The sequence below is a fragment of the uncultured Algibacter sp. genome (assembly GCF_947495675.1).
GTDB lineage: Bacteria > Bacteroidota > Bacteroidia > Flavobacteriales > Flavobacteriaceae > Algibacter_B.
On sequence record NZ_CANLZX010000016.1, the window covers coordinates 82,857 to 102,811 of the forward strand.

General features: G+C 30.1%; 21 protein-coding genes. 12 read left to right on the plus strand and 9 right to left on the minus strand.

Translation table 11 applies throughout. The annotated features are described in order from the left end of the window. Positions 1–8 precede the first annotated feature (8 nt). The 6 genes from Q0842_RS11975 (at position 9) to clpX (ending at position 5,505) form a co-directional block, all read left to right on the plus strand. On the plus strand, positions 9–722 hold the full coding sequence (locus Q0842_RS11975) for a pyridoxine 5'-phosphate synthase (protein WP_298498338.1): 714 nt from the start codon (positions 9–11) through the stop codon (positions 720–722). Continuing rightward, positions 722–1,489, plus strand: a complete 768-nt coding sequence (locus tag Q0842_RS11980) for an alpha/beta fold hydrolase (protein ID WP_298498339.1) — start codon at positions 722–724, stop codon at positions 1,487–1,489. Before Q0842_RS11975 ends, Q0842_RS11980 begins: the two co-directional genes overlap by 1 nt. Before the next feature lie 15 nt (positions 1,490–1,504). Then, a complete protein-coding gene (locus tag Q0842_RS11985; protein WP_298498340.1) occupies positions 1,505–1,852 on the plus strand; it encodes a phage holin family protein in 348 nt (115 codons plus the stop codon). A 200-nt stretch (positions 1,853–2,052) separates the two neighbouring features. Continuing rightward, on the plus strand, positions 2,053–3,381 hold the full coding sequence (tig, locus tag Q0842_RS11990; RefSeq protein ID WP_298498341.1) for a trigger factor: 1,329 nt from the start codon (positions 2,053–2,055) through the stop codon (positions 3,379–3,381). Positions 3,382–3,525: 144 nt separating this feature from the next. Then, the gene (clpP, locus tag Q0842_RS11995; protein ID WP_298498342.1) at positions 3,526–4,200 is read left to right on the plus strand and encodes an ATP-dependent Clp endopeptidase proteolytic subunit ClpP; all 675 of its coding nucleotides are present in this window, start codon (positions 3,526–3,528) and stop codon (positions 4,198–4,200) included. A gap of 72 nt (positions 4,201–4,272) precedes the next feature. Beyond that, complete coding sequence (clpX, locus tag Q0842_RS12000) at positions 4,273–5,505, plus strand: ATP-dependent Clp protease ATP-binding subunit ClpX (protein ID WP_298498343.1); 1,233 nt, start codon at positions 4,273–4,275, stop codon at positions 5,503–5,505. A gap of 360 nt (positions 5,506–5,865) precedes the next feature. On the opposite strand, the gene Q0842_RS12005 is transcribed toward clpX, so the two are convergent. Further along, positions 5,866–7,380 (minus strand): GH3 auxin-responsive promoter family protein, encoded by a 1,515-nt coding sequence (locus Q0842_RS12005; protein WP_298498344.1) that lies wholly within the window; start codon positions 7,378–7,380, stop codon positions 5,866–5,868. Positions 7,381–7,422: 42 nt separating this feature from the next. On the opposite strand from Q0842_RS12005, the gene Q0842_RS12010 reads away from it, so the two are divergent. Beyond that, positions 7,423–8,217, plus strand: a complete 795-nt coding sequence (locus tag Q0842_RS12010; RefSeq protein WP_298498345.1) for a DUF2797 domain-containing protein — start codon at positions 7,423–7,425, stop codon at positions 8,215–8,217. A 100-nt stretch (positions 8,218–8,317) separates the two neighbouring features. Then, positions 8,318–8,542 (plus strand): hypothetical protein, encoded by a 225-nt coding sequence (locus Q0842_RS12015; protein WP_298498346.1) that lies wholly within the window; start codon positions 8,318–8,320, stop codon positions 8,540–8,542. 65 nt (positions 8,543–8,607) lie between these two features. Here Q0842_RS12015 and rpsU read toward each other — a convergent pair whose 3' ends face one another. The 4 genes from rpsU to Q0842_RS12035 form a co-directional block, all read right to left on the minus strand. Then, on the minus strand, positions 8,608–8,802 hold the full coding sequence (gene rpsU, locus Q0842_RS12020; RefSeq protein WP_019387676.1) for a 30S ribosomal protein S21: 195 nt from the start codon (positions 8,800–8,802) through the stop codon (positions 8,608–8,610). Positions 8,803–8,900: 98 nt separating this feature from the next. Continuing rightward, complete coding sequence (locus tag Q0842_RS12025) at positions 8,901–9,764, minus strand: RNA polymerase sigma factor RpoD/SigA (RefSeq protein ID WP_298498347.1); 864 nt, start codon at positions 9,762–9,764, stop codon at positions 8,901–8,903. Positions 9,765–10,058: 294 nt separating this feature from the next. Next, on the minus strand, positions 10,059–12,749 hold the full coding sequence (locus tag Q0842_RS12030; protein ID WP_298498348.1) for an AsmA-like C-terminal region-containing protein: 2,691 nt from the start codon (positions 12,747–12,749) through the stop codon (positions 10,059–10,061). A gap of 107 nt (positions 12,750–12,856) precedes the next feature. Continuing rightward, positions 12,857–13,561: a queuosine precursor transporter gene (locus tag Q0842_RS12035; RefSeq protein ID WP_298498349.1), complete on the minus strand. Its 705-nt coding sequence runs from the start codon at positions 13,559–13,561 to the stop codon at positions 12,857–12,859. Between the two features lie 70 nt (positions 13,562–13,631). Here Q0842_RS12035 and folK point away from each other — a divergent pair, with 70 nt between their 5' ends. Beyond that, entirely contained in the window at positions 13,632–14,762 is a 1,131-nt protein-coding gene (gene folK, locus Q0842_RS12040) for a 2-amino-4-hydroxy-6-hydroxymethyldihydropteridine diphosphokinase (RefSeq protein ID WP_298498350.1), read from the plus strand. A gap of 25 nt (positions 14,763–14,787) precedes the next feature. Here the strand turns inward: folK and Q0842_RS12045 are convergent, their stop codons facing one another. The 4 genes from Q0842_RS12045 to Q0842_RS12060 all read right to left on the minus strand — a co-directional run bounded on the left by Q0842_RS12045 (position 14,788) and on the right by Q0842_RS12060 (position 18,073). Beyond that, positions 14,788–15,021 carry a hypothetical protein gene (locus tag Q0842_RS12045; protein WP_298498351.1) on the minus strand — a complete coding sequence of 78 codons (234 nt, stop codon included), beginning with the start codon at positions 15,019–15,021 and terminating at the stop codon, positions 14,788–14,790. A gap of 191 nt (positions 15,022–15,212) precedes the next feature. Beyond that, positions 15,213–15,731 carry a nuclear transport factor 2 family protein gene (locus Q0842_RS12050; protein ID WP_298498352.1) on the minus strand — a complete coding sequence of 173 codons (519 nt, stop codon included), beginning with the start codon at positions 15,729–15,731 and terminating at the stop codon, positions 15,213–15,215. A gap of 213 nt (positions 15,732–15,944) precedes the next feature. Continuing rightward, positions 15,945–17,021, minus strand: coding sequence for a DUF6090 family protein (locus Q0842_RS12055; protein ID WP_298498353.1), 1,077 nt, complete (start codon positions 17,019–17,021; stop codon positions 15,945–15,947). Positions 17,022–17,290: 269 nt separating this feature from the next. After that, positions 17,291–18,073 carry a DUF6090 family protein gene (locus tag Q0842_RS12060; protein WP_298498354.1) on the minus strand — a complete coding sequence of 261 codons (783 nt, stop codon included), beginning with the start codon at positions 18,071–18,073 and terminating at the stop codon, positions 17,291–17,293. 275 nt (positions 18,074–18,348) lie between these two features. On the opposite strand from Q0842_RS12060, the gene Q0842_RS12065 reads away from it, so the two are divergent. From Q0842_RS12065 to Q0842_RS12075, 3 genes are read left to right on the plus strand one after another with little or no spacing between them, the layout of a single operon-like run. Continuing rightward, on the plus strand, positions 18,349–18,840 hold the full coding sequence (locus Q0842_RS12065; protein WP_298498355.1) for a hypothetical protein: 492 nt from the start codon (positions 18,349–18,351) through the stop codon (positions 18,838–18,840). Beyond that, a complete protein-coding gene (locus tag Q0842_RS12070; protein WP_298498356.1) occupies positions 18,837–19,253 on the plus strand; it encodes a helix-turn-helix transcriptional regulator in 417 nt (138 codons plus the stop codon). Before Q0842_RS12065 ends, Q0842_RS12070 begins: the two co-directional genes overlap by 4 nt. A gap of 3 nt (positions 19,254–19,256) precedes the next feature. Next, positions 19,257–19,739, plus strand: a complete 483-nt coding sequence (locus tag Q0842_RS12075; protein ID WP_298498357.1) for a hypothetical protein — start codon at positions 19,257–19,259, stop codon at positions 19,737–19,739. The last annotated feature ends 216 nt before the right edge of the window (positions 19,740–19,955 follow it).

Genomic DNA, 19,955 nt, shown 5'->3' on the forward strand with positions numbered 1-19,955 from the left:
AAAGTTTTATGACTAAGTTAAGTGTTAATATTAATAAGATTGCAACTTTAAGAAACTCTAGAGGAGGAGATCTGCCTAATGTTGTTAAATTTGCGAAAGATGTGCAGCGTTTTGGCGCAGAAGGAGTTACTATACACCCTAGACCAGACGAACGTCATATTCGATATCAAGATGCTCGCGATTTAAAACCAGAGGTTTATACAGAATATAATATTGAAGGAAACCCTATTAAATCTTTTGTAGAATTAGTTTTAGAAGTTAAGCCAACCCAAGTTACTTTAGTGCCAGATGCAGTTGATGCTATAACTAGTAATGCAGGTTGGGACACCATAAAAAATAAGGGTTTTTTAATTGATGTTATAAAAGAATTTCAAAATAATGGCATTAGAACATCAATTTTTGTAGATCCTGTTTTAAAGCAAATTGAAGGCGCTAAGGCCACAGGAACAGATAGAATTGAATTGTATACCGAGGCTTTTGCGCATCAATATAGTTTAGGAAATACTAATGCGATTAAACCTTATGCTGAAAGTGCTAAGCTGGCTAATAGTCTAGGGCTAGGTGTTAATGCAGGGCATGATTTATCGTTGGATAATATCAAGTTCTTTAAAGATAATATACCAGATTTGTTAGAGGTTTCAATAGGACATGCTTTAATAACCGAAAGTTTATATTTAGGAGTAGAGAATGTTATTCAAATGTATTTACATAAATTAAAATAATGCTATTACATTCAAATATTATTGGAGAGGGAAGACCATTTGTTATTTTACATGGTTTTTTAGGAATGAGTGATAATTGGAAAACACTTGGCAACCAATTTAGCGAACAAGGGTTTCAAGTGCATTTAGTAGACCAGCGTAACCATGGAAGAAGTTTTCATGACGCTGAGTTTAACTATGAGGTGCTTTCTGAAGATTTAAAAAATTATTGCGAAAAAAATAATTTAACAGATATCGTTTTACTAGGTCATTCTATGGGTGGGAAAACAGCAATGTTATTTGCAACCGAAAATCCAGAATTAGTATCAAAATTAATAGTTGCAGATATCTCACCAAGATTTTACCCAGTACATCATGATGGAATTTTAAATGGTTTAAGTGCATTAAATTTTAATGAAATAAAAAGTAGAGGTGAGGCAGATAAAATTTTAAGTAGTTATGTGTCTGATTTAGGTACACGTATGTTTTTACTTAAAAACTTATATTGGGTTGAAAAAGGACAATTAGGATTGCGTATTAATTTAGAAGTCTTAAAAAATGAAGTAGGTGAAGTTGGAGAGTCCTTACCGAGTTATTTAACATTTGATAAAGATACTTTGTTTTTGCGAGGAGACCGTTCTGAATATATAGGTGTTGGTGATGAGCGTGTTATAGCAAACCATTTTCCGAAAGCCGAAATTGTTACAATATCTAATGCAGGCCATTGGTTACATGCCGAAAATCCAAAAGATTTTTATGCAGCAGTAATAAATTTTGTAAATTCATAATCAAAATGTAAAACTATGAACTTAATATTAAGACTTTTATTAAACGCTGTAGCGGTATTTGCTTTAGCAAATATATTAACAGGTGTAAGTGTAGATGGTTATTTGTCTGCAATTATAGTTGCATTAGTATTATCAATTTTAAACCTTTTGGTAAAGCCGTTGTTAGTTATTTTAACTTTGCCTGTAACAATCATAACACTAGGCTTGTTTTTGTTAGTAATTAATGGATTAATTATACTTTTGGCCGATAAATTTATTGATGGATTCTCAGTAGCAAGTATTTGGTGGGCCATCTTATTTAGTGTCTTACTATCCATACTGCAATCCCTTTTGCAGTCTTTCTTAAAAAAAGATAAAAAATAGGTTCAAAATCAAGCAATTAAAAACTTTGTCAAGATGTAAAAATGTATTATTTTTGCATCCCGATTTTAATAGCATAAATCTAAAAAGATTTTCCTTTTTGGATAAAGCTAAAATCTTTAATCCCGCTAAAACGGGAAACTATAAATTTAGGTTTAAAAGCCTTTTGTTAAACTCCCTTTTAGGGTTTCATATCGTTTAAAATGAATATTACAAGAGAAAACGTTGATGCATTAAATGCTGTAGTAAAAGTAGATATCGCTAAAGAAGACTATAGTGATAAAGTTGAAAAAATCTTAACAGATTACCGTAAAACAGCTAATATTCCTGGTTTTAGAAAAGGGCATGTGCCTATGGGAATGGTTAAAAAGCAATATGGAAAAGCCGTTTTAGTTGATGAGGTGAATAAACTTTTACAAGACGCTTTAAATAAATATTTAACAGAAGAAAAATTAGATGTTCTTGGGCAACCATTGCCAAAAACACAAGATGAAATAGATTGGGATGCTGATAAATTTTCTTTTGAATTTGAATTAGGTCTTGCTCCAGAATTTAATGTTGAATTAAAAAGCAAAAAAGCAATCACACAATATAATATTGTTGCAGATGATAAAATGATTGATGAGCAAGTTGAGCGTATTCAAAAACAATACGGAAAACTAGTCTCTCTTGATGCTGTTGAAAAAGATAGTGAAATTACAGGTGTTTATACAAACGAAGAAAAAGAGATCGATAATAAAGTAACACTTACACTTGATAAGTTTAAAGGTAAATCAACAGCAAAACAATTTATTGGTGCTAAAGTAGGTGATGTTATTACATTAAAAACTAAAGGTCTTTTTGATGATGAGCATGATTTAATGCATGCCTTAAAATTAGGTCATGATGATGTACATGGTTTAGATATTGAAGTGAATTTTACAATTTCTGAAATAAATAAGCGTGAGTTAGCAGATTTAGATCAAGATTTGTTTGATAAGGTTTTTGGACCAAAAGCTGTCACATCGGTAACTGAATTAAAAACAAAAATCAAAGAAGATGCTGAGAAGCAATTTGCTCAGCAAGCCGACCAAAAGTTGTTAAATGATGTTACAGAGTATTTAGTAGAAAACACAAAATTTGATTTACCTGCTGAGTTTTTAACAAAATGGATGCAAACTGCTGGAGAACAAGAAATGGATGCAGACCAAGCTAAGGAAGAATATGAAAAATCTGAAAAAAGCTTACGTTACCAGTTAATTGAAGGAAAACTTATTGAAGATAATAACGTTCAAGTAACTATGGACGATATTAAAAATCACGCTAAAGAAATGATTAAAGGGCAAATGGCTCAATTTGGTCAAATGAATCCTTCAGATAAAGAATTAGATGATATTGCTGCACGTGTTTTAGGAAATCAAGATGAAGCTCGTAGAATTTCTGAGCAACTAGTAAGTCAAAAATTACTTGAAGTATATAAAGAAAAAGCAAATCTTAAGATTAAAGAATTAAGTTATGAAAACTTTGTTAAAGAAGTTTATGGCGACAAATAAATAAAGAATAATTGTTTATCTTTAAGCACTTAAATCTACCAGATTTAAGTGCTTTTTTATTCAAAACCAAGTCTTGTTGAAATAAGTTTTAAACTCATCTCAATGTAAGTCAGGAGTTTAAACAAAAGAAATACAAAAAAAATTATGGATTACGCAAAAGAATTTGAAAAATTCGCGATAAAAGATCAGGGTATTAGCAGTACGTATTACAATAAAATTATAAGTAGTATGTATCCAACAAACTTAACGCCTAATATTATAGAAGAACGTCAAATGAACATAGCGGTGTTTGATGTGTTCTCACGTTTAATGATGGATAGAATCATTTTTCTTGGTACAGGAATTAATGATCAGGTAGCTAATATTGTTCAAGCACAACTTTTATTTTTAGAAAGTACAGATGCTAATAAAGATATTCAAATCTACATCAATTCTCCAGGAGGAAGTGTATATGCAGGTTTAGGTATTTATGATACTATGCAGTTTATAAAACCAGATGTGGCTACAATTTGTACTGGTATGGCAGCTTCAATGGGAGCGGTATTATTATGTGCTGGACAAAAAGGTAAACGAAGCGGTTTAACTCACTCTCGAGTTATGATTCACCAACCGTTAGGTGGAGCACAAGGGCAAGCTAGTGATATTGAGATTACTGCCAGAGAAATTTTAATCTTAAAAGAAGAACTTTATAAGATTATTAGTAAGCATTCAGGGCAGAGTTACGACAAAGTATATGAAGATAGTGATAGAGACTATTGGATGAAAGCTGATAAAGCCAAAGAATACGGAATGATAGACGAGATTTTGGCTCGCAAATAAATAATTTGTAATTTTAAAGAATTGTTATACAGTTATTTATATAAAATTATTCCAATAAAATAGAAAAGATTAATGGCAAAGGAAGAATTAGAATGTTCGTTTTGTGGTCGTAAAAAACCAGAAACAAATTTGTTAATTGCGGGATTAGATGCTCACATCTGCGACAGATGTATTGAGCAAGCGCATGGTATTGTGCTTGAAGAATCTAAGCAAAGTGATAGCAGCGATTTATCTGCAGAGTTAAAACTTCGCAAACCCCAACAAATTAAAGCGTTTTTAGACGAATATATTATAGGGCAAGGTGCCACAAAAAAAGTGATGTCTGTTGCTGTTTATAATCATTATAAAAGATTATTGCAACCACCAACAAAGGATGATATTGAGATACAGAAAAGTAATATCATTATGGTTGGGCAAACAGGAACAGGTAAGACATTAATGGCTAAAACAATAGCCAAAATGTTAAATGTGCCATTAGCTATAGTTGATGCTACTGTTTTAACAGAAGCTGGTTATGTAGGTGAAGATGTAGAAAGTATTTTAACACGATTATTACAAGCTGCTGATTACAACTTAGAAAAAGCAGAAAAAGGTATTGTTTTTATTGATGAGATTGATAAAATAGCACGTAAAAGTGATAACCCATCAATTACACGCGATGTATCTGGTGAAGGAGTTCAGCAAGCTTTATTAAAGCTATTAGAAGGAACCGTTGTAAACGTACCACCAAAAGGAGGTCGTAAACATCCAGATCAAAAATTTATTGAAGTAAATACCGAAAATATATTATTTATTGCGGGTGGTGCTTTTGATGGTATTGAGCGTGTTATCTCTAAGCGTTTAAATATGCAGGCAGTTGGATATAGTGCTTCTATGTCTGATGATGTTGTAGATCAAGAACACTTATTACAATACATTATTCCTAAAGATTTAAAAGACTTTGGTTTAATTCCAGAAATAATAGGTCGTTTACCGGTATTAACTTATATGGATCCATTGGATGCAGATACGTTAAGAGCTATTTTAACCGAGCCTAAAAACGCTATTATCAAACAATATAAAAAGTTGTTTGATATGGATGAAATAGATTTTTCTATTACTGATGGTGCTTTAGGTTACATTGTAAATAAAGCAATAGAATATAAGCTAGGTGCTAGAGGATTACGTTCTCTTTGCGAAGAAATTTTAACAGATGCTATGTTTGAGCTTCCTAGTAGTAACGAGAAAAAATTAAATGTTACTAAAGCGTATGCTGAAGAAAAATTATCTAAAACAACTTTAAAGAAACTTAAAGCAGTTTCTTAGTAAAAGAGTTGATTTCATATATAAAAAAACCACGCTAATTAGCGTGGTTTTTTTTATTTAGGGAAATTAATTAATAAATGGATATCTATATAAAACTGTAAATGTCTTTTTTTATTCTGGAGTAAAAATATAATTAATAAGTAGTAGCTCAAAGTGGCTTTACAGCCTTTTAGATTATAAGACTAAATACTCGTTTAAAAACTTTTTAAGCGACACTTAGTCGATTTCATTACATTTTATCGGTTAATTATAGTTTTTAAAATACGAGTTGTATATCTCTAATTATATAAATAGAGACCGAATTTTATATTATTTATAGTCTATTCTTTAATTTACAATTAAAAAAAGTTTAATTATAAATTAAAAATTTAGCTTTAATAAGTCGTCTAAATAATCTCTAGTATTTGAAAGCCTTGGTATTTTGTGTTGTCCGCCTAATTTGTCATTCTGCTTTAACCAATCATGAAATAGTTGATGTCTTGCAATATTAATTTTAGGCTTATTTAAAGTAATATTATTATAACGTTTTGCTTCATAATCAGAATTCAATGCTTTTAATGCATTATCAAACAATTCGTTAAAGTAATTAATATCTTGAGGTGGAGTTTTAAATTCAATGAGCCATTCGTGAGCTCCTTTTTCTTTCCCTTGCATAAAAATAGGGGCAGCAGTAAAATCTACAATTTCAGCTTTAGTACGTTTGCAAACTTTTTTTAGAGCATTTTCGGCATTTTCAATAATTAATTCTTCCCCAAATACATTTATGTGATGTTTCGTTCTTCCGGTAATTTTTATTCGATAGGGATTTAACGAAGTAAATCTAATAGTATCCCCAATTTTATAACGCCATAGCCCTGCATTGGTTGTTATAATTACGGCGTAGTTTCTATTTAATTTGACTTCGCTAAGCGGAATTGCTTTTTCTTCTGAAGTTGCATATACATCCATTGGTATAAATTCGTAAAAAATTCCATAGTCAAGCATAAGTAATAATTCAGATGAATTATTTTGGTCTTGTATAGCAAAAAAGCCTTCAGATGCATTATAGGTTTCGTAGTATTTAAAATCCTTTTTTGGTAATATTTTTTTGTATTGATCTATATAGGGTGTAAAACTCACACCTCCATGAAAGTATACTTCTAAATTAGGCCATATATCATGTAGGTTTTGTTTTCCTGTTGTATCCAAAACATTGTTTAATAATACTAACATCCAAGAAGGTACACCTGCTAAACTGGTAACATTTTCATTAATAGTTTCATTAACAATTGCTTGCATTTTATGCTCCCAATCACTCATTAAAGATACTTTGTTACTTGGTGTGCTGCTAAACTCTGCCCAAAATGGCATATTGTCTATTAATATCGCCGATAAATCGCCAAAGGCTGTGCCTTTTTCTTTGTAAAGTTCTTTACTGCCTCCAAGACGTAAACTTTTGCCATTAAATAGTTGAGAGTTTTCGTTATTGTTTAAATACATGCACAATAAATCTTTACTCGCAGCATAATGACAGTCTTCAAGAGATTCTTCGCTTACTGGAATAAATTTACTTTTAGCTCTTGTAGTTCCACTTGATTTTGCAAACCATTTAATAGGTGTTGGCCAAAAAATATTGCCTTCTCCTTGTCTTGAGCGTTCAATAACATCTTGCCAACCATCATAGTTTTTAATAGGTACTCGTTCAGCAAAAGTTTTGTAATTTTTAATTGAAGAAAAATCGTATTGCTTACCAATTTCTGTGTTTTTAGCAAAATCAATTAAACTTAAAAGTAGCTCGTTTTGCACTTCATTAGGGTATTTTAAAAACAATTCTATTTGATGAAATCGCTTTTTTAAAAACCACGATGCAATAGAATTAACTAAGGGAATTGGCATATTTATTCTATCTTTATTTTTTTAAAAATAATACTTTTTTTTATGACCTACCAAGGTGTTTTAACAAAAATGGCAACAGAGTTTGAAAGTCCTATTCAATACTACTTAATTTTCGAAAATGATTTTTTAAATATGAATCAATTATTAGATAAAAAGGTTAGTATTCAGTTTGTTAAATACCAATGTTTAAATTGTGGGTTAGATAAACCCATTTACCGTCAAGGGTTTTGTAGAAATTGTTTTTTTGATATTCCACAAGCTGCAGATTGGATTATGCGACCAGAATTAAGTACGGCTCATTTAGATAAAGAAGACCGCGATTTAGAATACGAAAAGAAAGTACAATTACAACCGCATATAGTGTATTTGGCAAATTCAAGTAATGTAAAAGTTGGTGTAACTAGAAAAAGTCAAGTGCCAACCCGTTGGATAGATCAAGGCGCACATGAAGCTATTGAAATTGTAGAAGTGCCAAATAGATTTTTAGCTGGTATTACAGAAGTTGCTCTTAAAAATTACGTAGGAGATAAAACAAATTGGCGTAAAATGCTTAAAAATGATGTTGTAGATGAAAATTTAATTGAATGGCGAGAAAAATTGAAGCAATATATTCCAGATGAAGCCAAAGCATATTATATTGAAAATAATAGCGAAACCAATATGGAGTTTCCTGTGAATAAATATCCTGAAAAACCAAAAAGCTTAAATATTATAAAATCTCAATCTTATAGTGGTAATCTTGTTGGTATAAAAGGACAGTATTTAATTTTTGAAGATGAAACTGTTTTTAATATTAGATCTAATGAAGGGTTGGTTGTGCAAATAACAATTCTTTAATAAGATAAATTTCTTAAATATGTTACTGGGTAGCTAAGTTAATATTTATATTAATTTTAACTATGTAATATTCTGTTTTTTAGTATCTTGAAGTAAAAAAATGAAAATTCCAGTAATGTTTTATGTTATTTTAACTACCTTTTTATTAGTTATGCTAACAATAATGGCAGCTATGAATATGCCTTTTAATTGGGTGTTCTATACCATGTGTTTAGGGCAATTATTTGTATTAGTAATGGTTTTTAAAGTTTTAAAAGAGAACTATACCACAGATAAGACTTTCGAAAATTTTTATCAAGACAAGCCGTATAATTTTAGAAAATAGTAGCTAATAAAAAAACCGCAACATTTACATGTGCGGTTTAATATTTTTTAGATTTAAAAGGACTGTTAAATATCCTCTTGATCTCTTAAATTTTGAATATAAGCTGCTTTTTGAACTTCACGACGTCTTTTTACAGAAGGTTTTGTAAAAAACTGACCATCTCTTAAGTTCTGCATTACTTTAATGTTTCTGTGCTTTCTTTTGTAGCGTTTTAAAGCTCTCTCGATGTTTTCACCATCTTTTACTATTATTTTTAACATATGCTTTTATTTTGTGCTTTTTCTTAAAATCTAAAACGGTTTGCAAATTTGCGGTTTTTAAAAATAAAAACCTAATAAATATGGCCTTTGTTTTACGGTTACCCTAAATAAGTTCTCAATACTTTGCTTTTTGATGCATGACGTAATTTACGAATGCCTTTTTCTCTTATTTGTCTAACACGTTCGCGCGTTAAGCCAAATGCTTCTCCTATCTCCTCAAGACTTTTAGGCGATTTTACACTAATCCCGAAATAATGGCGAATAACTTCGGCCTCTTTTTCAGATAATGTTTTAAGTGCTCTATTAACTTCTACATTTAAAGAGTTTTTTATTAACTCTGCATCTGGTCTTGGAGATTCTTGCCCTTGTACAACATCATATAAATTAGATGTTTCACCTTCTTTAAAAGGTGCATCCATAGATACGTGTCTGCCAGAAATTTTCATGGAGTGCTTTACTTCACTTACTGTTAAATCTAAGTTTTTTGCAATTTCATGAGCACTAGGAGGCCTTTCGTTTACTTGCTCTAAATGCGAGTAAGCTTTATTAATTTTACTAATAGACCCTATTTTATTTAATGGTAATCTAACAATACGAGATTGTTGTGCTAATGCAGATAAAATGGATTGACGTATCCACCAAACGGCATAAGATATAAATTTAAAACCTCTAGTTTCATCAAATCGTTTTGCTGCTTTTACAAGTCCAGCATTGCCTTCGTTAATTAAATCGGGTAGTTTTAAACCTTGATTTTGATATTGTTTGGCAACTGAAACCACAAATCTTAAGTTAGCTTTTGTGAGTGTATCTAATGCTTTTTGGTCTCCTTTTTTTATACGCTGTGCTAATTCTACCTCTTCTTCGGCAGTAATTAAAGGTATTTTACTTATGTCTTGTAGGTATTTGTCTAGCGATTTAGATTCTCTGTTGGTAACTTGTTTTGTAATTTTTAATTGCCTCATATATTAATTGTTTTGTTTTAAATTAAACACAAATAATAATATAGTATAAAAGATGGAATATCCTAGGAAATAACCGTTTTTGTTTAAAAATGACCTAAAATGATTCAAAAAATAGCTTTTTTTTACTCTTTTTAGTCTGTTTTTAGTTTTTTTTGATAAAAAAGATAAAAACTGCTAATACTAAATTTAGCAGATTGGTTTGCGTTAGGGATTGTAATGGAAAGCCCACAGCGACTTTTTTAAGGCGCGAGGACTTGTATTGAAAAGCCCGACCCTTGGGTAACGCCCCAAAAATTAATTAACTGTGTCTTTTTGTTTTTTGTTGCTACCCAATAAACCTCCTAGTACATTCCTAATAACTTTTTCGGTAGTTTTAGGAGTTTCTGTTTTTGTGGTGGTAGTGTCTTGTGGTTCTTTACTTTTTATAATGCCTCCAAGAACATCTTTTATGGCATTGTTTTGTTCTTGTTTTACAGAATCTGTTTTGGTTTTATTGCCGCCAATAACATCGCCTATTAAATCTTTAACTTTGTCTTTGCCTTGATTAAGTAGTTTTTGTTTCTGGATTTCTATTAGTTGTTTTGTGAGGTTAGTTACACCGCTGGTTAAATCTGTTTTAACAGTTGGGCTTGTAAAACTACCGCCAATATTAGCAGTTATTGGTATGGTTATGTTGTTTACTTCGGTGTCATTTATTTGCCCAATTAATCTGTTAACCTCACTACCTAAGTATTTTGCTGGTACATTAAATACAGCGTTATAACCTATGGTTTTATCGAAACCATGCGAACCAGAAACAGTAATAGCAATGTCTTTATATTTTGTATCGAAAGGTTTTACACTTACTTTACCATTGGCAAAATCTAATTTTGTTTTTAAATCTTTTAAATCTAGTTTTTCAAAATCTATAAAGCTAATCGAGCTTTCTAGTTTGCTTAATAAATTACTTTGGTTAGCGTTAATTTTTGTAGTTAGTAATTCGGCTAAAGCATCACCAGAAACGGTACTTAAATCTGGAGAGAATTCTTTATCTAATTTTCCTGAAACGTTAATACTTGTATTTAATTTTCCGTCAAGAATTTTTGCAATTGGTGCTAAGCTTTTAAGTAATTCTAAATCTTTAAAAGATTCAGAAATATCAAAACCATCGGCTCCTAAATTTAAATTAAAGGTTGGTGTGTTTTCTTTGGTTGAAACATCGCCAGAAATGGATAAGCCACCATCAAAAATACTAGACTTCATGTTTTGAAGTTTTGCTTGTTGGTCTTTTATATAAAGGGTTCCTGTAACATTTTTTAAATTTAAATTATCGTAAACTACAGTTTTAGCATCGGCTATAATAGTGCAGTCTAAAAATGCAGGAATTTTTAAGGATTCTTGATCGCTAGAAGTCTTATTTGTTGATGAATTGCTGTCGTTTTCAGACATAAAATCGCTAACCTTAAAAAGATTAGAGTTTACATTAAATTGTCCTTTTAAAGTGTTATCGCTTAGTAAAAACCCTAATAGGTTATTAATAGTACCTGTTGCATCTAAATCACTCGAGCCTGTTTTAGCTTTAAAGTTATTAAGAGATACCGTTCCAGGTTTAAATGTCATATCTGCTTTTGAAATATGAATTGGGTTTATAATATCTTCTGAAGAAAAAACAAAATCGCTAATACTTGCAGAACCATTATTTTTAATACGTTGGTAGGCATTGGTTTCAAGTGCGTTCATATCAAAGCTTGTGTTTATTTTTGCTTTTAATATACCGCTTAGTTTATTTTCTAACGCTACAGGATACACTTTTGATATGTTACCAAGATTTAAAACACCATCTAAATTTGCATTTACTAGCATGTTTTTGGTAATGTTTTTTAATGTAGCTGAAGACTTAAAAACATCATTATCAATCTTAAAGTTTAATGTTTTAATATCGATGTATGTATCATCAACATTACCAGTTGTATTTTTTATTTCTGTATTAATAATTATGTTTTCAACACGTTTTGGTAAATCTGGATATTTAAATGATGCATTGTTTGATGTAATACTAATATCTAGATTAGGAATGGTTTTGTCTGAACTTAATCCTTTAACAAGCCCTTTTACTTTAAAATTTCCAGTAGTTTGAACGCTTTCAATATTTTTAGAATATGTTTTAGGTATTACAGCCAAAAAGTTTTTAAAATCTGATTCTGGGTTTTCAAAAGAAATATTAATGTCTTGACCATTTTCAAGTTGTTGTACATAGCCTTGAAACTCTAAAGGTAAATCGTTTATATATCCCTTATTTTCTTTAAATGTGTATTTGCTATTCTCTAAATCTAAACCAATAATAGCATCTAATTTTACAGGGTTACTATTTAAGTAGTTAACACTATCTAATGTAAAACTCACATTGGCTTCACTTTTAGTATTTAGTTCTGAGGTTTCTGCAGAGAATTTGCCGTGTCCTTCATGGTTTAATTCTGTAATATAGATTAAGGTTTTTGATATATTATCAATATAAGTTAAAGCGCTATTTTTAATTTGATAATCTTCAATACTAAATGAGAAGTTGCTTGCTTCGTTTTTTGTTGGTGCATTATTGGTTTCCTGTTTAGTAATGTCATAATTATTGTTGCCAAATTTGTCTGTTTTTAATGTTAAAAGTGCTTCGTCAATATTTATAGAGTTTACTACAATTGGCTCTTCTTCTGCATTTTTAAATAACTCATTTACATTCATTGTAAACGAAATATCTTTAATGGTTGCAAAAGTCTCGTCTTTAAACGGATCAAAATTAGTAATTACTAAGTCGTTTACATTAACGTGTGCCTGCGGAAAGCTTTTTATAAAACTTAAAGAAACATTGCTAAATTCTACTTGCGCATTTAAGTTTTGATTGATAAATTGTTTTACCAAGTCTTTTATTTGACCTTGGAAAGCAAATGGTATTGCTATTAAAAGTGCGATGATTATAAGTAAAGTAATTCCAATAATTTTTAATGCCTTCTTCATAAAACAGATTTATATAAATATACGAGAGTGATTGTGTTTAGGGCTAAGTAACCAAAAAGTTTAATATAAATTTAACCTAAGTAATAATAATTTTAACGCAAATGGATTTAAAGTAAATCAATCTCCTCATTTATTTTTAAATTAAATCGTTTTCTAAATAAAAATACGCCTAGATATAAAAATGGGGTATCGCAGGCGGCTACAATAACTTTAAATAAAAAGCCACTAACTAAAAGACCTTTAAAATTTGCCCAATCAATAATTCCGAAAGAGCATAATAAAAAAACAATGGTAAATGTATCTACAAATTGCGAAAACCAAGTAGAAAAATTATTCCTTAGCCATAAGTGTTTCCCTTTGGTTAAGCGTTTCCAGAAATGGTAAATTTGAATATCTATAAACTGCGCAAATAAATAAGTAAGCATACTTGCAAAAACAGCAATCATAGAGTTGCCAAAAACAGTTTTAAATGTTTTGTCGTCTACGTAAGACCAAGAGGTTGCTGGCACAGCATCTGCAACAAAAATGATTAAAAGCGAAAATATAGAAGCAAAAATACCAACCACTACCACATCGTTAGCGCGCTTTTTGCCATAAATTTCACTTATTAAGTCTGTGATTAAAAAAGTAATAGGGTAGGGTAAAATACCAACAGAAATTTCAAAAAGTTTACTTCCAAAAATTTCAATATCAAAAAGGTACCAATAAAAGAATTTCTGAAAAATAAGATTTGAAACAACCAACGATGTAATAAATAAACCTCCTAAAAGGAAGTAAATACGCTGTGCTGCAAGTTTGTCTTTTAAACTCATTTAAGATTGTGAATAAATAGGTTCTGTAAATATAAAAGAAACCATTTACTTTTTATTAATTTGCCTCTTAATGTTAAAACCAAAAACATATCATATTGCCTTGGGCAGCAACAAAGGAGATAAGTTGAAAAACTTACAGTTAGCTGTTGATGCTATTTATACGCGTGTAGGTATAATTAAACTAATTTCAAAAGTATATAAGTCGCCTGCTTTTGGTTTTGAAAGTGATGATTTTTTGAATTGCTGTTTGGTTTTAGAAAGTTATTTAGAACCGCAACAAGTATTAGAAAATTTGTTAAACATTGAAACAGATTTAGGACGCTCTAGAACCAATCCAAATACTTACGAAGCCAGAACAATCGATTTAGATATTATTTTTGTTGAAGCAGAGGTAATAAACACAAATACATTGCAAGTGCCGCATCCAGAAATGAGCAAGCGCAAATTTGTTTTATTGCCATTAAACGATGTAGCATCAAAGGTTGTGCATCCAATATTTAAAAATGAAGTTTCTGTTTTATTAGCTAATTGTGAAGACGCATCTGTTTTAGAACCCATAAACATCTGGTTGAAAAACCCAAGTAAACAATACCATTTTTCAAAATTAAATTATATAGCTATCGAGGGTAATATTGGTGCAGGTAAAACCAGTTTGGCTAATAAAATATCGCATGATTTTAATGCAAAATTAATTTTAGAGCGATTTGCAGACAATCCATTTTTACCTAAATTTTACGAAGATGCAAACCGGTATGCCTTTACTTTAGAAATGTCTTTTCTTGCAGATCGTTACCAGCAAATTAGTGACGATTTATCGCAACTCGATTTGTTTAAAGATTTTATAGTGAGCGATTACGATATTTTTAAATCGCTTATATTTTCTAAAATTACTTTAAATGAAGACGAGTTTAATTTATATCGCAAGTTGTTTTACTTAATGTATAAAGACATTGCAAAACCAGAATTATACATTTACTTATACCAAAACACCGAGCGTTTACAAGAAAACATAAAAAAACGCGGTCGCGATTACGAGCAAAATATAGCCAATGATTATTTAGAAAAAATAAACACGGGTTATCTAGATTTTTTAAAGACTCAAAAAGATTTTAATGTAAAAATAATCGATGTGTCCAATAGAGATTTTGTTGGCAATCGTGCCGATTATTTATGGGTTTTAGGTGAGATTTCTTCTGAGTAGAATACTGTTTACAACAGCGCTTTTTTTATTGTTTTTGTAACCAGATCCTAATATCTTTTCGTAAAGAAACTTCGGGTTTTGGTAACGGAATGGTTTGCCCAATTTTTTTGCTTTTATTAAATTTAGAAAACATAATTTTATGCTTTTTCCAAACATCAGGGTACAACTCCAAGAACTTTTTAAAAAAACTTTGTTCATTTATTTTTCCTTCTAGTTTAGAAAGCACGTCTTTAAATATTTGTTCTTGGTCTATAATCATTTAGTTTATTTTAGGTATTGAGTGAAACTGTTTTTGTTTCTGGTTTTATTATTGGTAGCGTTTTGTGTTTGGTTAGTTGCGTGTTTAAGCAACCAATTTAGTAAACAAAAATGAACACGAGAAAATTCATTCAAAATTTTCCAAATAAGCAACGCCTAAAGCAATTAATTATGGGTTGTTGTAGTACGGTTTTAAATTTCTTCTTTTTTTAGCGGGGAATGATGTTCGCTCACGATTTTCCATCCTTTATCAGTTTTTACGAACAACAAAGAAATTTGGTCGTTTACCACAACAAGGTCTTCACCAAATTTAAGATGAAAATCAGAATGAAAAGTTAAATTGGCTACATCACCATATACCGCAATCAACATATCTTTAGTATCGAATTTCACAACTTCGGTTACAGCACCAAAAGTATTTCGTTCAAATTCTTCATTAGCTTCACTTCCATTGCGTGGCGCTCCATTTTTAAATTCAGTAAACTTAGGACTGTAAGCATGAAAAGCAATTAGTTTATCCATATCTCCATCTTTAAGACTTTGTACAATGGCATTCCAAGTTTCCATTATTTCTTTTTTTGCTTCTGGAAATTCATCATTTATTAAATCTATTTTCATTTCTTCAACTTCTATTTTTTCTTCCTTTTGTTTGCAACTAGTAATTACAATTCCAAAAATCATAATCATTACAAATGTTAATTTTGTTTTCATAATTTTATATTTAACTGGTTATTAGTTAATTATGAAGATACGGTTTTTATAAATAGGAGTGTTTTGGGAGTGTGTTACAATGGTTTTTGGTATGTTTTGTTGAGTGGTTTAGCACTAAACCTAGCAAGTTTATACCAAACTAAAAATCAGCGATAATTTTTGTAAGTAGGCTAGAACCAGCAATAAATTATATACGGTGTTAGCCTTTTGTTGTTACTTAGTTTCAAGTTTATTTAAGTGAGCTCCCATTCCATTTTTCATAACAATCAAAGATGTAATTTCATTCAAACTATCTCTTACAAACGCTCCTTTAAGGTAAGTATCAGTCTGACCAAATATCTTATCTTTTGTTTCAAAATAGTAGTAATCCATATCTTCAAGATCTCCATTCATAATGCCCACTAGACCATTGTCTTGTATCTGAATTTTATAGTTTAAATCTGGAATGGGACCATCGTACCCATCATACTTTACAACCTTAAAAGTACCCTCATATTCATTTAGTTGTGCCGTTGTTAGATGCACTAAATTATGTGGTATAAAATCGGGAAGCGGTTCATTACTTTCAACAAGTGTGTTAATTTGTTTGTATGCATTAATTGCGTTTTCTCTAAATATTGTAACATGGTATGCCAAGTTTGTCCAGCCAGCATTTTGGTATAGAGCTAAATCATTTTTATAATAAGGGTCATTCAGGAAAAAATTAATCATCTCATCTTCTAATTGAGGCCGATTTAATCTGTAATACCAATCTTTACTTTTGGCTAACTCGTCCATCACTCTATCTGTAATCAAGTCCAATCGCTTATCGAACTTGTCTATTTCGTATTTGTTATAAATATATATCTCGTTTAATGGTTCAATAACTGCTTTCAGTTTTTTTGGAACATTATCAACATTTTCTATGAGGTTAGTATATCCATTAGCATGAATTTTCATATGAAAAGCGTTCATAATAGCATATATTAAAGCATTTCGATTTTCATTTTTATAATCATCATACGTTAGTTTATCTGTTTGTATTAAGTTGATAATCGAATCTTTTGTTTTATAATAGGCAATAAGTTCGTCCGATTTTTGAATATCTAGCCCTAAATCATGTTGTACTTCTTTTAAAATAGAAACAATCTTATTTTCGGTTTTACGCTGTTCGTTTTTATTATTTATTTGAAGCGCGATAAGAATACCAATAATAACAAGCACAATTTCGCCTATAGCGTACAGTATGTATTTGCTAAATTTATTTTCAGAGAGTAGTCGTTGTCTTATGTGTCTGAAAAACTTAATCATGTTTAAGGATTTTAAATCTTCCGCAAGCGGCTATCTCCACCAAATGTCCGCAGGGCATTTGATTTTGCATTGCAAAATTTTGTTTCGATAATCTAAAGAATTTTATCATTTGGTTAATGGTTGGTCTTAATGAATGCTAACGGTTGGTGTATGGATAGTTGCTGGGTTAAGCAACTAAGTTAACAAATAAAAAACGAATATAAAATCTGCAAATATTTTAGTAAGTAGGCTAGTACTAGCAATGGATTATATGTGTTGTTGTGCTTTCGTTATTTTTCTTGTTTTAAATATGCATCAATAGCCTTAATTGTCTTTAGTCCTTCTTTGTGTAGTAACAGTCGCACTTTATGATTCAGTAAAATGTTAGCTTTTGTCAAGCCAAAATTATCAGAAATTATTTTCTTTTGGTCTTCATCTAGGTTTATCAGAGAATTATAATATTTATAAAATGATTTTTCATTCGAGTTTTCTTTCCACCTTTCTGGCATCCCAAGATCTGCTCCAGAACCTGTTTCGAAAAAAGGATAAATATTAGCACTAAATTTTAAGATAGAATTATTGTGTACGCTCTCTTCTTTTATTACTTCATCAAATAATCTGTAGTAATATTGAATACTATTTCTTAAAGAATCTGAAGTAATGAGTCCTGTTTTACCAGACGATTTCATGTCATCAAAAACTATATTTTTACCTTCAAACCAATGGATTCCAAAAGCATTATCTGACTTTGAGAGTAATAAAGTAGGGTCTGTGGCTATTGAATCTGACTGCAAATAACGTCCCAAATAAGTATAAGCATCTAATCGAATAGTATCCCCTTGAAAAAGCTTTTCTAGTTCTGCTAAGTCCTGCTTAATATCTAATTGTATTCTAGCAAGGTATTTCTTTTCATCACCTTTGTTTTTTTTTATATCATTAAGATTATTTAATTGCAAGGCAATAAGAATACCAATTACAACAAGAATAACTTCTCCAATAGCATAAATGAAATAATTACTGAGTTTATTTTCAGTTAATAGTTTTTGTCTAATTTTTCTAAAGAATTTTATCATTGGTTGGCGGTTTCTGATAATGAAGCACAACGGTTACGTATAAGAATAGTTGCGTGTTTCGAGAACCTAATTTAGCAAATAAAAACCGAATAGAAAATCTGCGAGGATTTTCGTAAGAAGGCTAGAACCAAGCAATAAATTATATACGGTGTTGGCAAACGTTTTTATGTTTACAAAATGTTGAGAATTTTGAGCGAATTCACTTAAAAGTTAATTTTTTTTTAATAATATTTGTAAATCCAATTGAATAGTCTAATTTTGTACTTAACTTAAAAGTGAATTCCAAACGAGAAATTATTGTTGAAATTTTTGAAGAACATTCTGAAGTCAATTTTTATTCAATCAGATATACTGATAATGAATTGTCAGAATCAGAGTTGTTTTTTGATAAAATTTTAGATGATGAAAATCTGGAAGAAGATGTTGAAATATTATCAAAATTATTAGATAAGATAGGTGAAAATGGTGCAGAACCAAGGCATTTTAGACACGCAGGTACAAAACGGGATAAAGTTGCAGCTCTCCCCGAATATCTTACAAGTACAAATTTGCGATTATACGCTATAAGGCTAAATAAAAATATAGTTATACTGGGAAATGGCGGACTTAAAACAACAGAAACTTACAATGAAGACCCTTTTTTAAATCAATGTGTTGAAACATTAAAGCAAATTGACCGTTTTATTGGTAGCAGAATAAACAAAGGTCAAACAATTATTTTCAGAAAAGAATTAATGGGTGATTTAAAATTTTACATTAAACAATGAAAAAAAATAGAGTATTAGACAAAATCAGAAAGTATCGTTCTAAATATGTTGATATTTTTGTAGACTATACATTTGATTTATCAAGTAGAATTCAGTTTCTATTAGATCAAAATTCTATGGATCAAAAAGACCTAGCAAAAGCATTAGGTAAAAATGAATCTGAAATTAGTAAATGGTTGTCAGGCTCGCATAATTTTACTTTAAAAACTGTTGCAAGAATTGAAGATGTATTAGGTAATAAGTTGCTGGAAGTTGTAAAAGATGAAGTTATAATTAAAGAGGAAAAAGTTGATGTGTATTTTATTAATCCAGAACAGATTTATTCTCCTAGTCAATATAAATCGTCTAGACAAACAGGTCATTTAAAAAAGTATTCTCCTAATTATAGAAACACAGTAATTGCTGATTGTTAAGTTATGAATAAGCAAGAAGAAGGTTTAGGTATAAAAATTCAAGAAATAAAGGAAATTTCCTTTTCTAATAAAGTCAATGAAGAATTAGTTAAAAACTTTGACGATGAAAAAGTTGAAATTAAGTTAGGTTATGCAGTTAGAGGTGATTTCGAAAAAAGTACTATTATAATTGGAATAATTGTTCATTTTAATTCTCTTGTGAAAGAAAAACCGAAAGAGTTCTTGAAATTAGAAACTACTACAACTTTTAATATTAGTAATTTTAAGGATGATGACATTCGCTTTATTGATGGTAATAAAGAGATATTTATTAATGATGAATTAATGTCTGTGTTTTTAAATACAGCCATTGGTGCTACTAGAGGTATGTTAGCTTACAAAATAGCTAGTTTACCAATAAATATTTGCTTACCATTATTCAATATGGACGATTTAATTCCTAAAAACAAAACAAATAAAAAATCTAAGAAAAAAGCTAAAAAGTAGTTTTTTTTAAATGTTTGCCAACGTGTTCGTGTATGATTAGTTGCGTTGGCTAGGTCTAAATTAGTAAAATTGAACGAACCAGAGGAAATTCCGAAGGAATTTCCAAGTAGGCGAGAACCAAGCAATTAAATATACACGTCTTAAGTTTACAATCTATTAAATTAGATAAATAAACAGAAAAGACAAAAGAGAGGAATAAGGTTAATATACACGCAG

Excerpts from the sequence above, each read along its gene's own strand:
- Q0842_RS11980 (WP_298498339.1), top strand. The coding sequence starts at position 722 with ATGCTATTACATTCAAATATTATTGGAGAGGGAAGACCATTTGTTATT.
- Q0842_RS12070 (WP_298498356.1), top strand. The coding sequence starts at position 18,837 with ATGAAAAAAAATAGAGTATTAGACAAAATCAGAAAGTATCGTTCTAAA.
- rpsU (WP_019387676.1), bottom strand. The coding sequence starts at position 8,802 with ATGTTAAAAATAATAGTAAAAGATGGTGAAAACATCGAGAGAGCTTTA.
- tig (WP_298498341.1), top strand. The coding sequence starts at position 2,053 with ATGAATATTACAAGAGAAAACGTTGATGCATTAAATGCTGTAGTAAAA.
- Q0842_RS12010 (WP_298498345.1), top strand. The coding sequence starts at position 7,423 with ATGACCTACCAAGGTGTTTTAACAAAAATGGCAACAGAGTTTGAAAGT.
- Q0842_RS12055 (WP_298498353.1), bottom strand. The coding sequence starts at position 17,021 with ATGATTAAGTTTTTCAGACACATAAGACAACGACTACTCTCTGAAAAT.
- folK (WP_298498350.1), top strand. The coding sequence starts at position 13,632 with ATGTTAAAACCAAAAACATATCATATTGCCTTGGGCAGCAACAAAGGA.
- Q0842_RS11985 (WP_298498340.1), top strand. The coding sequence starts at position 1,505 with ATGAACTTAATATTAAGACTTTTATTAAACGCTGTAGCGGTATTTGCT.
- Q0842_RS12045 (WP_298498351.1), bottom strand. The coding sequence starts at position 15,021 with ATGATTATAGACCAAGAACAAATATTTAAAGACGTGCTTTCTAAACTA.
- Q0842_RS12025 (WP_298498347.1), bottom strand. The coding sequence starts at position 9,764 with ATGAGGCAATTAAAAATTACAAAACAAGTTACCAACAGAGAATCTAAA.
- Q0842_RS12060 (WP_298498354.1), bottom strand. The coding sequence starts at position 18,073 with ATGATAAAATTCTTTAGAAAAATTAGACAAAAACTATTAACTGAAAAT.
- Q0842_RS12030 (WP_298498348.1), bottom strand. The coding sequence starts at position 12,749 with ATGAAGAAGGCATTAAAAATTATTGGAATTACTTTACTTATAATCATC.
- Q0842_RS12015 (WP_298498346.1), top strand. The coding sequence starts at position 8,318 with ATGAAAATTCCAGTAATGTTTTATGTTATTTTAACTACCTTTTTATTA.
- Q0842_RS12050 (WP_298498352.1), bottom strand. The coding sequence starts at position 15,731 with ATGAAAACAAAATTAACATTTGTAATGATTATGATTTTTGGAATTGTA.
- clpP (WP_298498342.1), top strand. The coding sequence starts at position 3,526 with ATGGATTACGCAAAAGAATTTGAAAAATTCGCGATAAAAGATCAGGGT.
- Q0842_RS12035 (WP_298498349.1), bottom strand. The coding sequence starts at position 13,561 with ATGAGTTTAAAAGACAAACTTGCAGCACAGCGTATTTACTTCCTTTTA.
- Q0842_RS12005 (WP_298498344.1), bottom strand. The coding sequence starts at position 7,380 with ATGCCAATTCCCTTAGTTAATTCTATTGCATCGTGGTTTTTAAAAAAG.
- Q0842_RS12075 (WP_298498357.1), top strand. The coding sequence starts at position 19,257 with ATGAATAAGCAAGAAGAAGGTTTAGGTATAAAAATTCAAGAAATAAAG.
- Q0842_RS11975 (WP_298498338.1), top strand. The coding sequence starts at position 9 with ATGACTAAGTTAAGTGTTAATATTAATAAGATTGCAACTTTAAGAAAC.
- clpX (WP_298498343.1), top strand. The coding sequence starts at position 4,273 with ATGGCAAAGGAAGAATTAGAATGTTCGTTTTGTGGTCGTAAAAAACCA.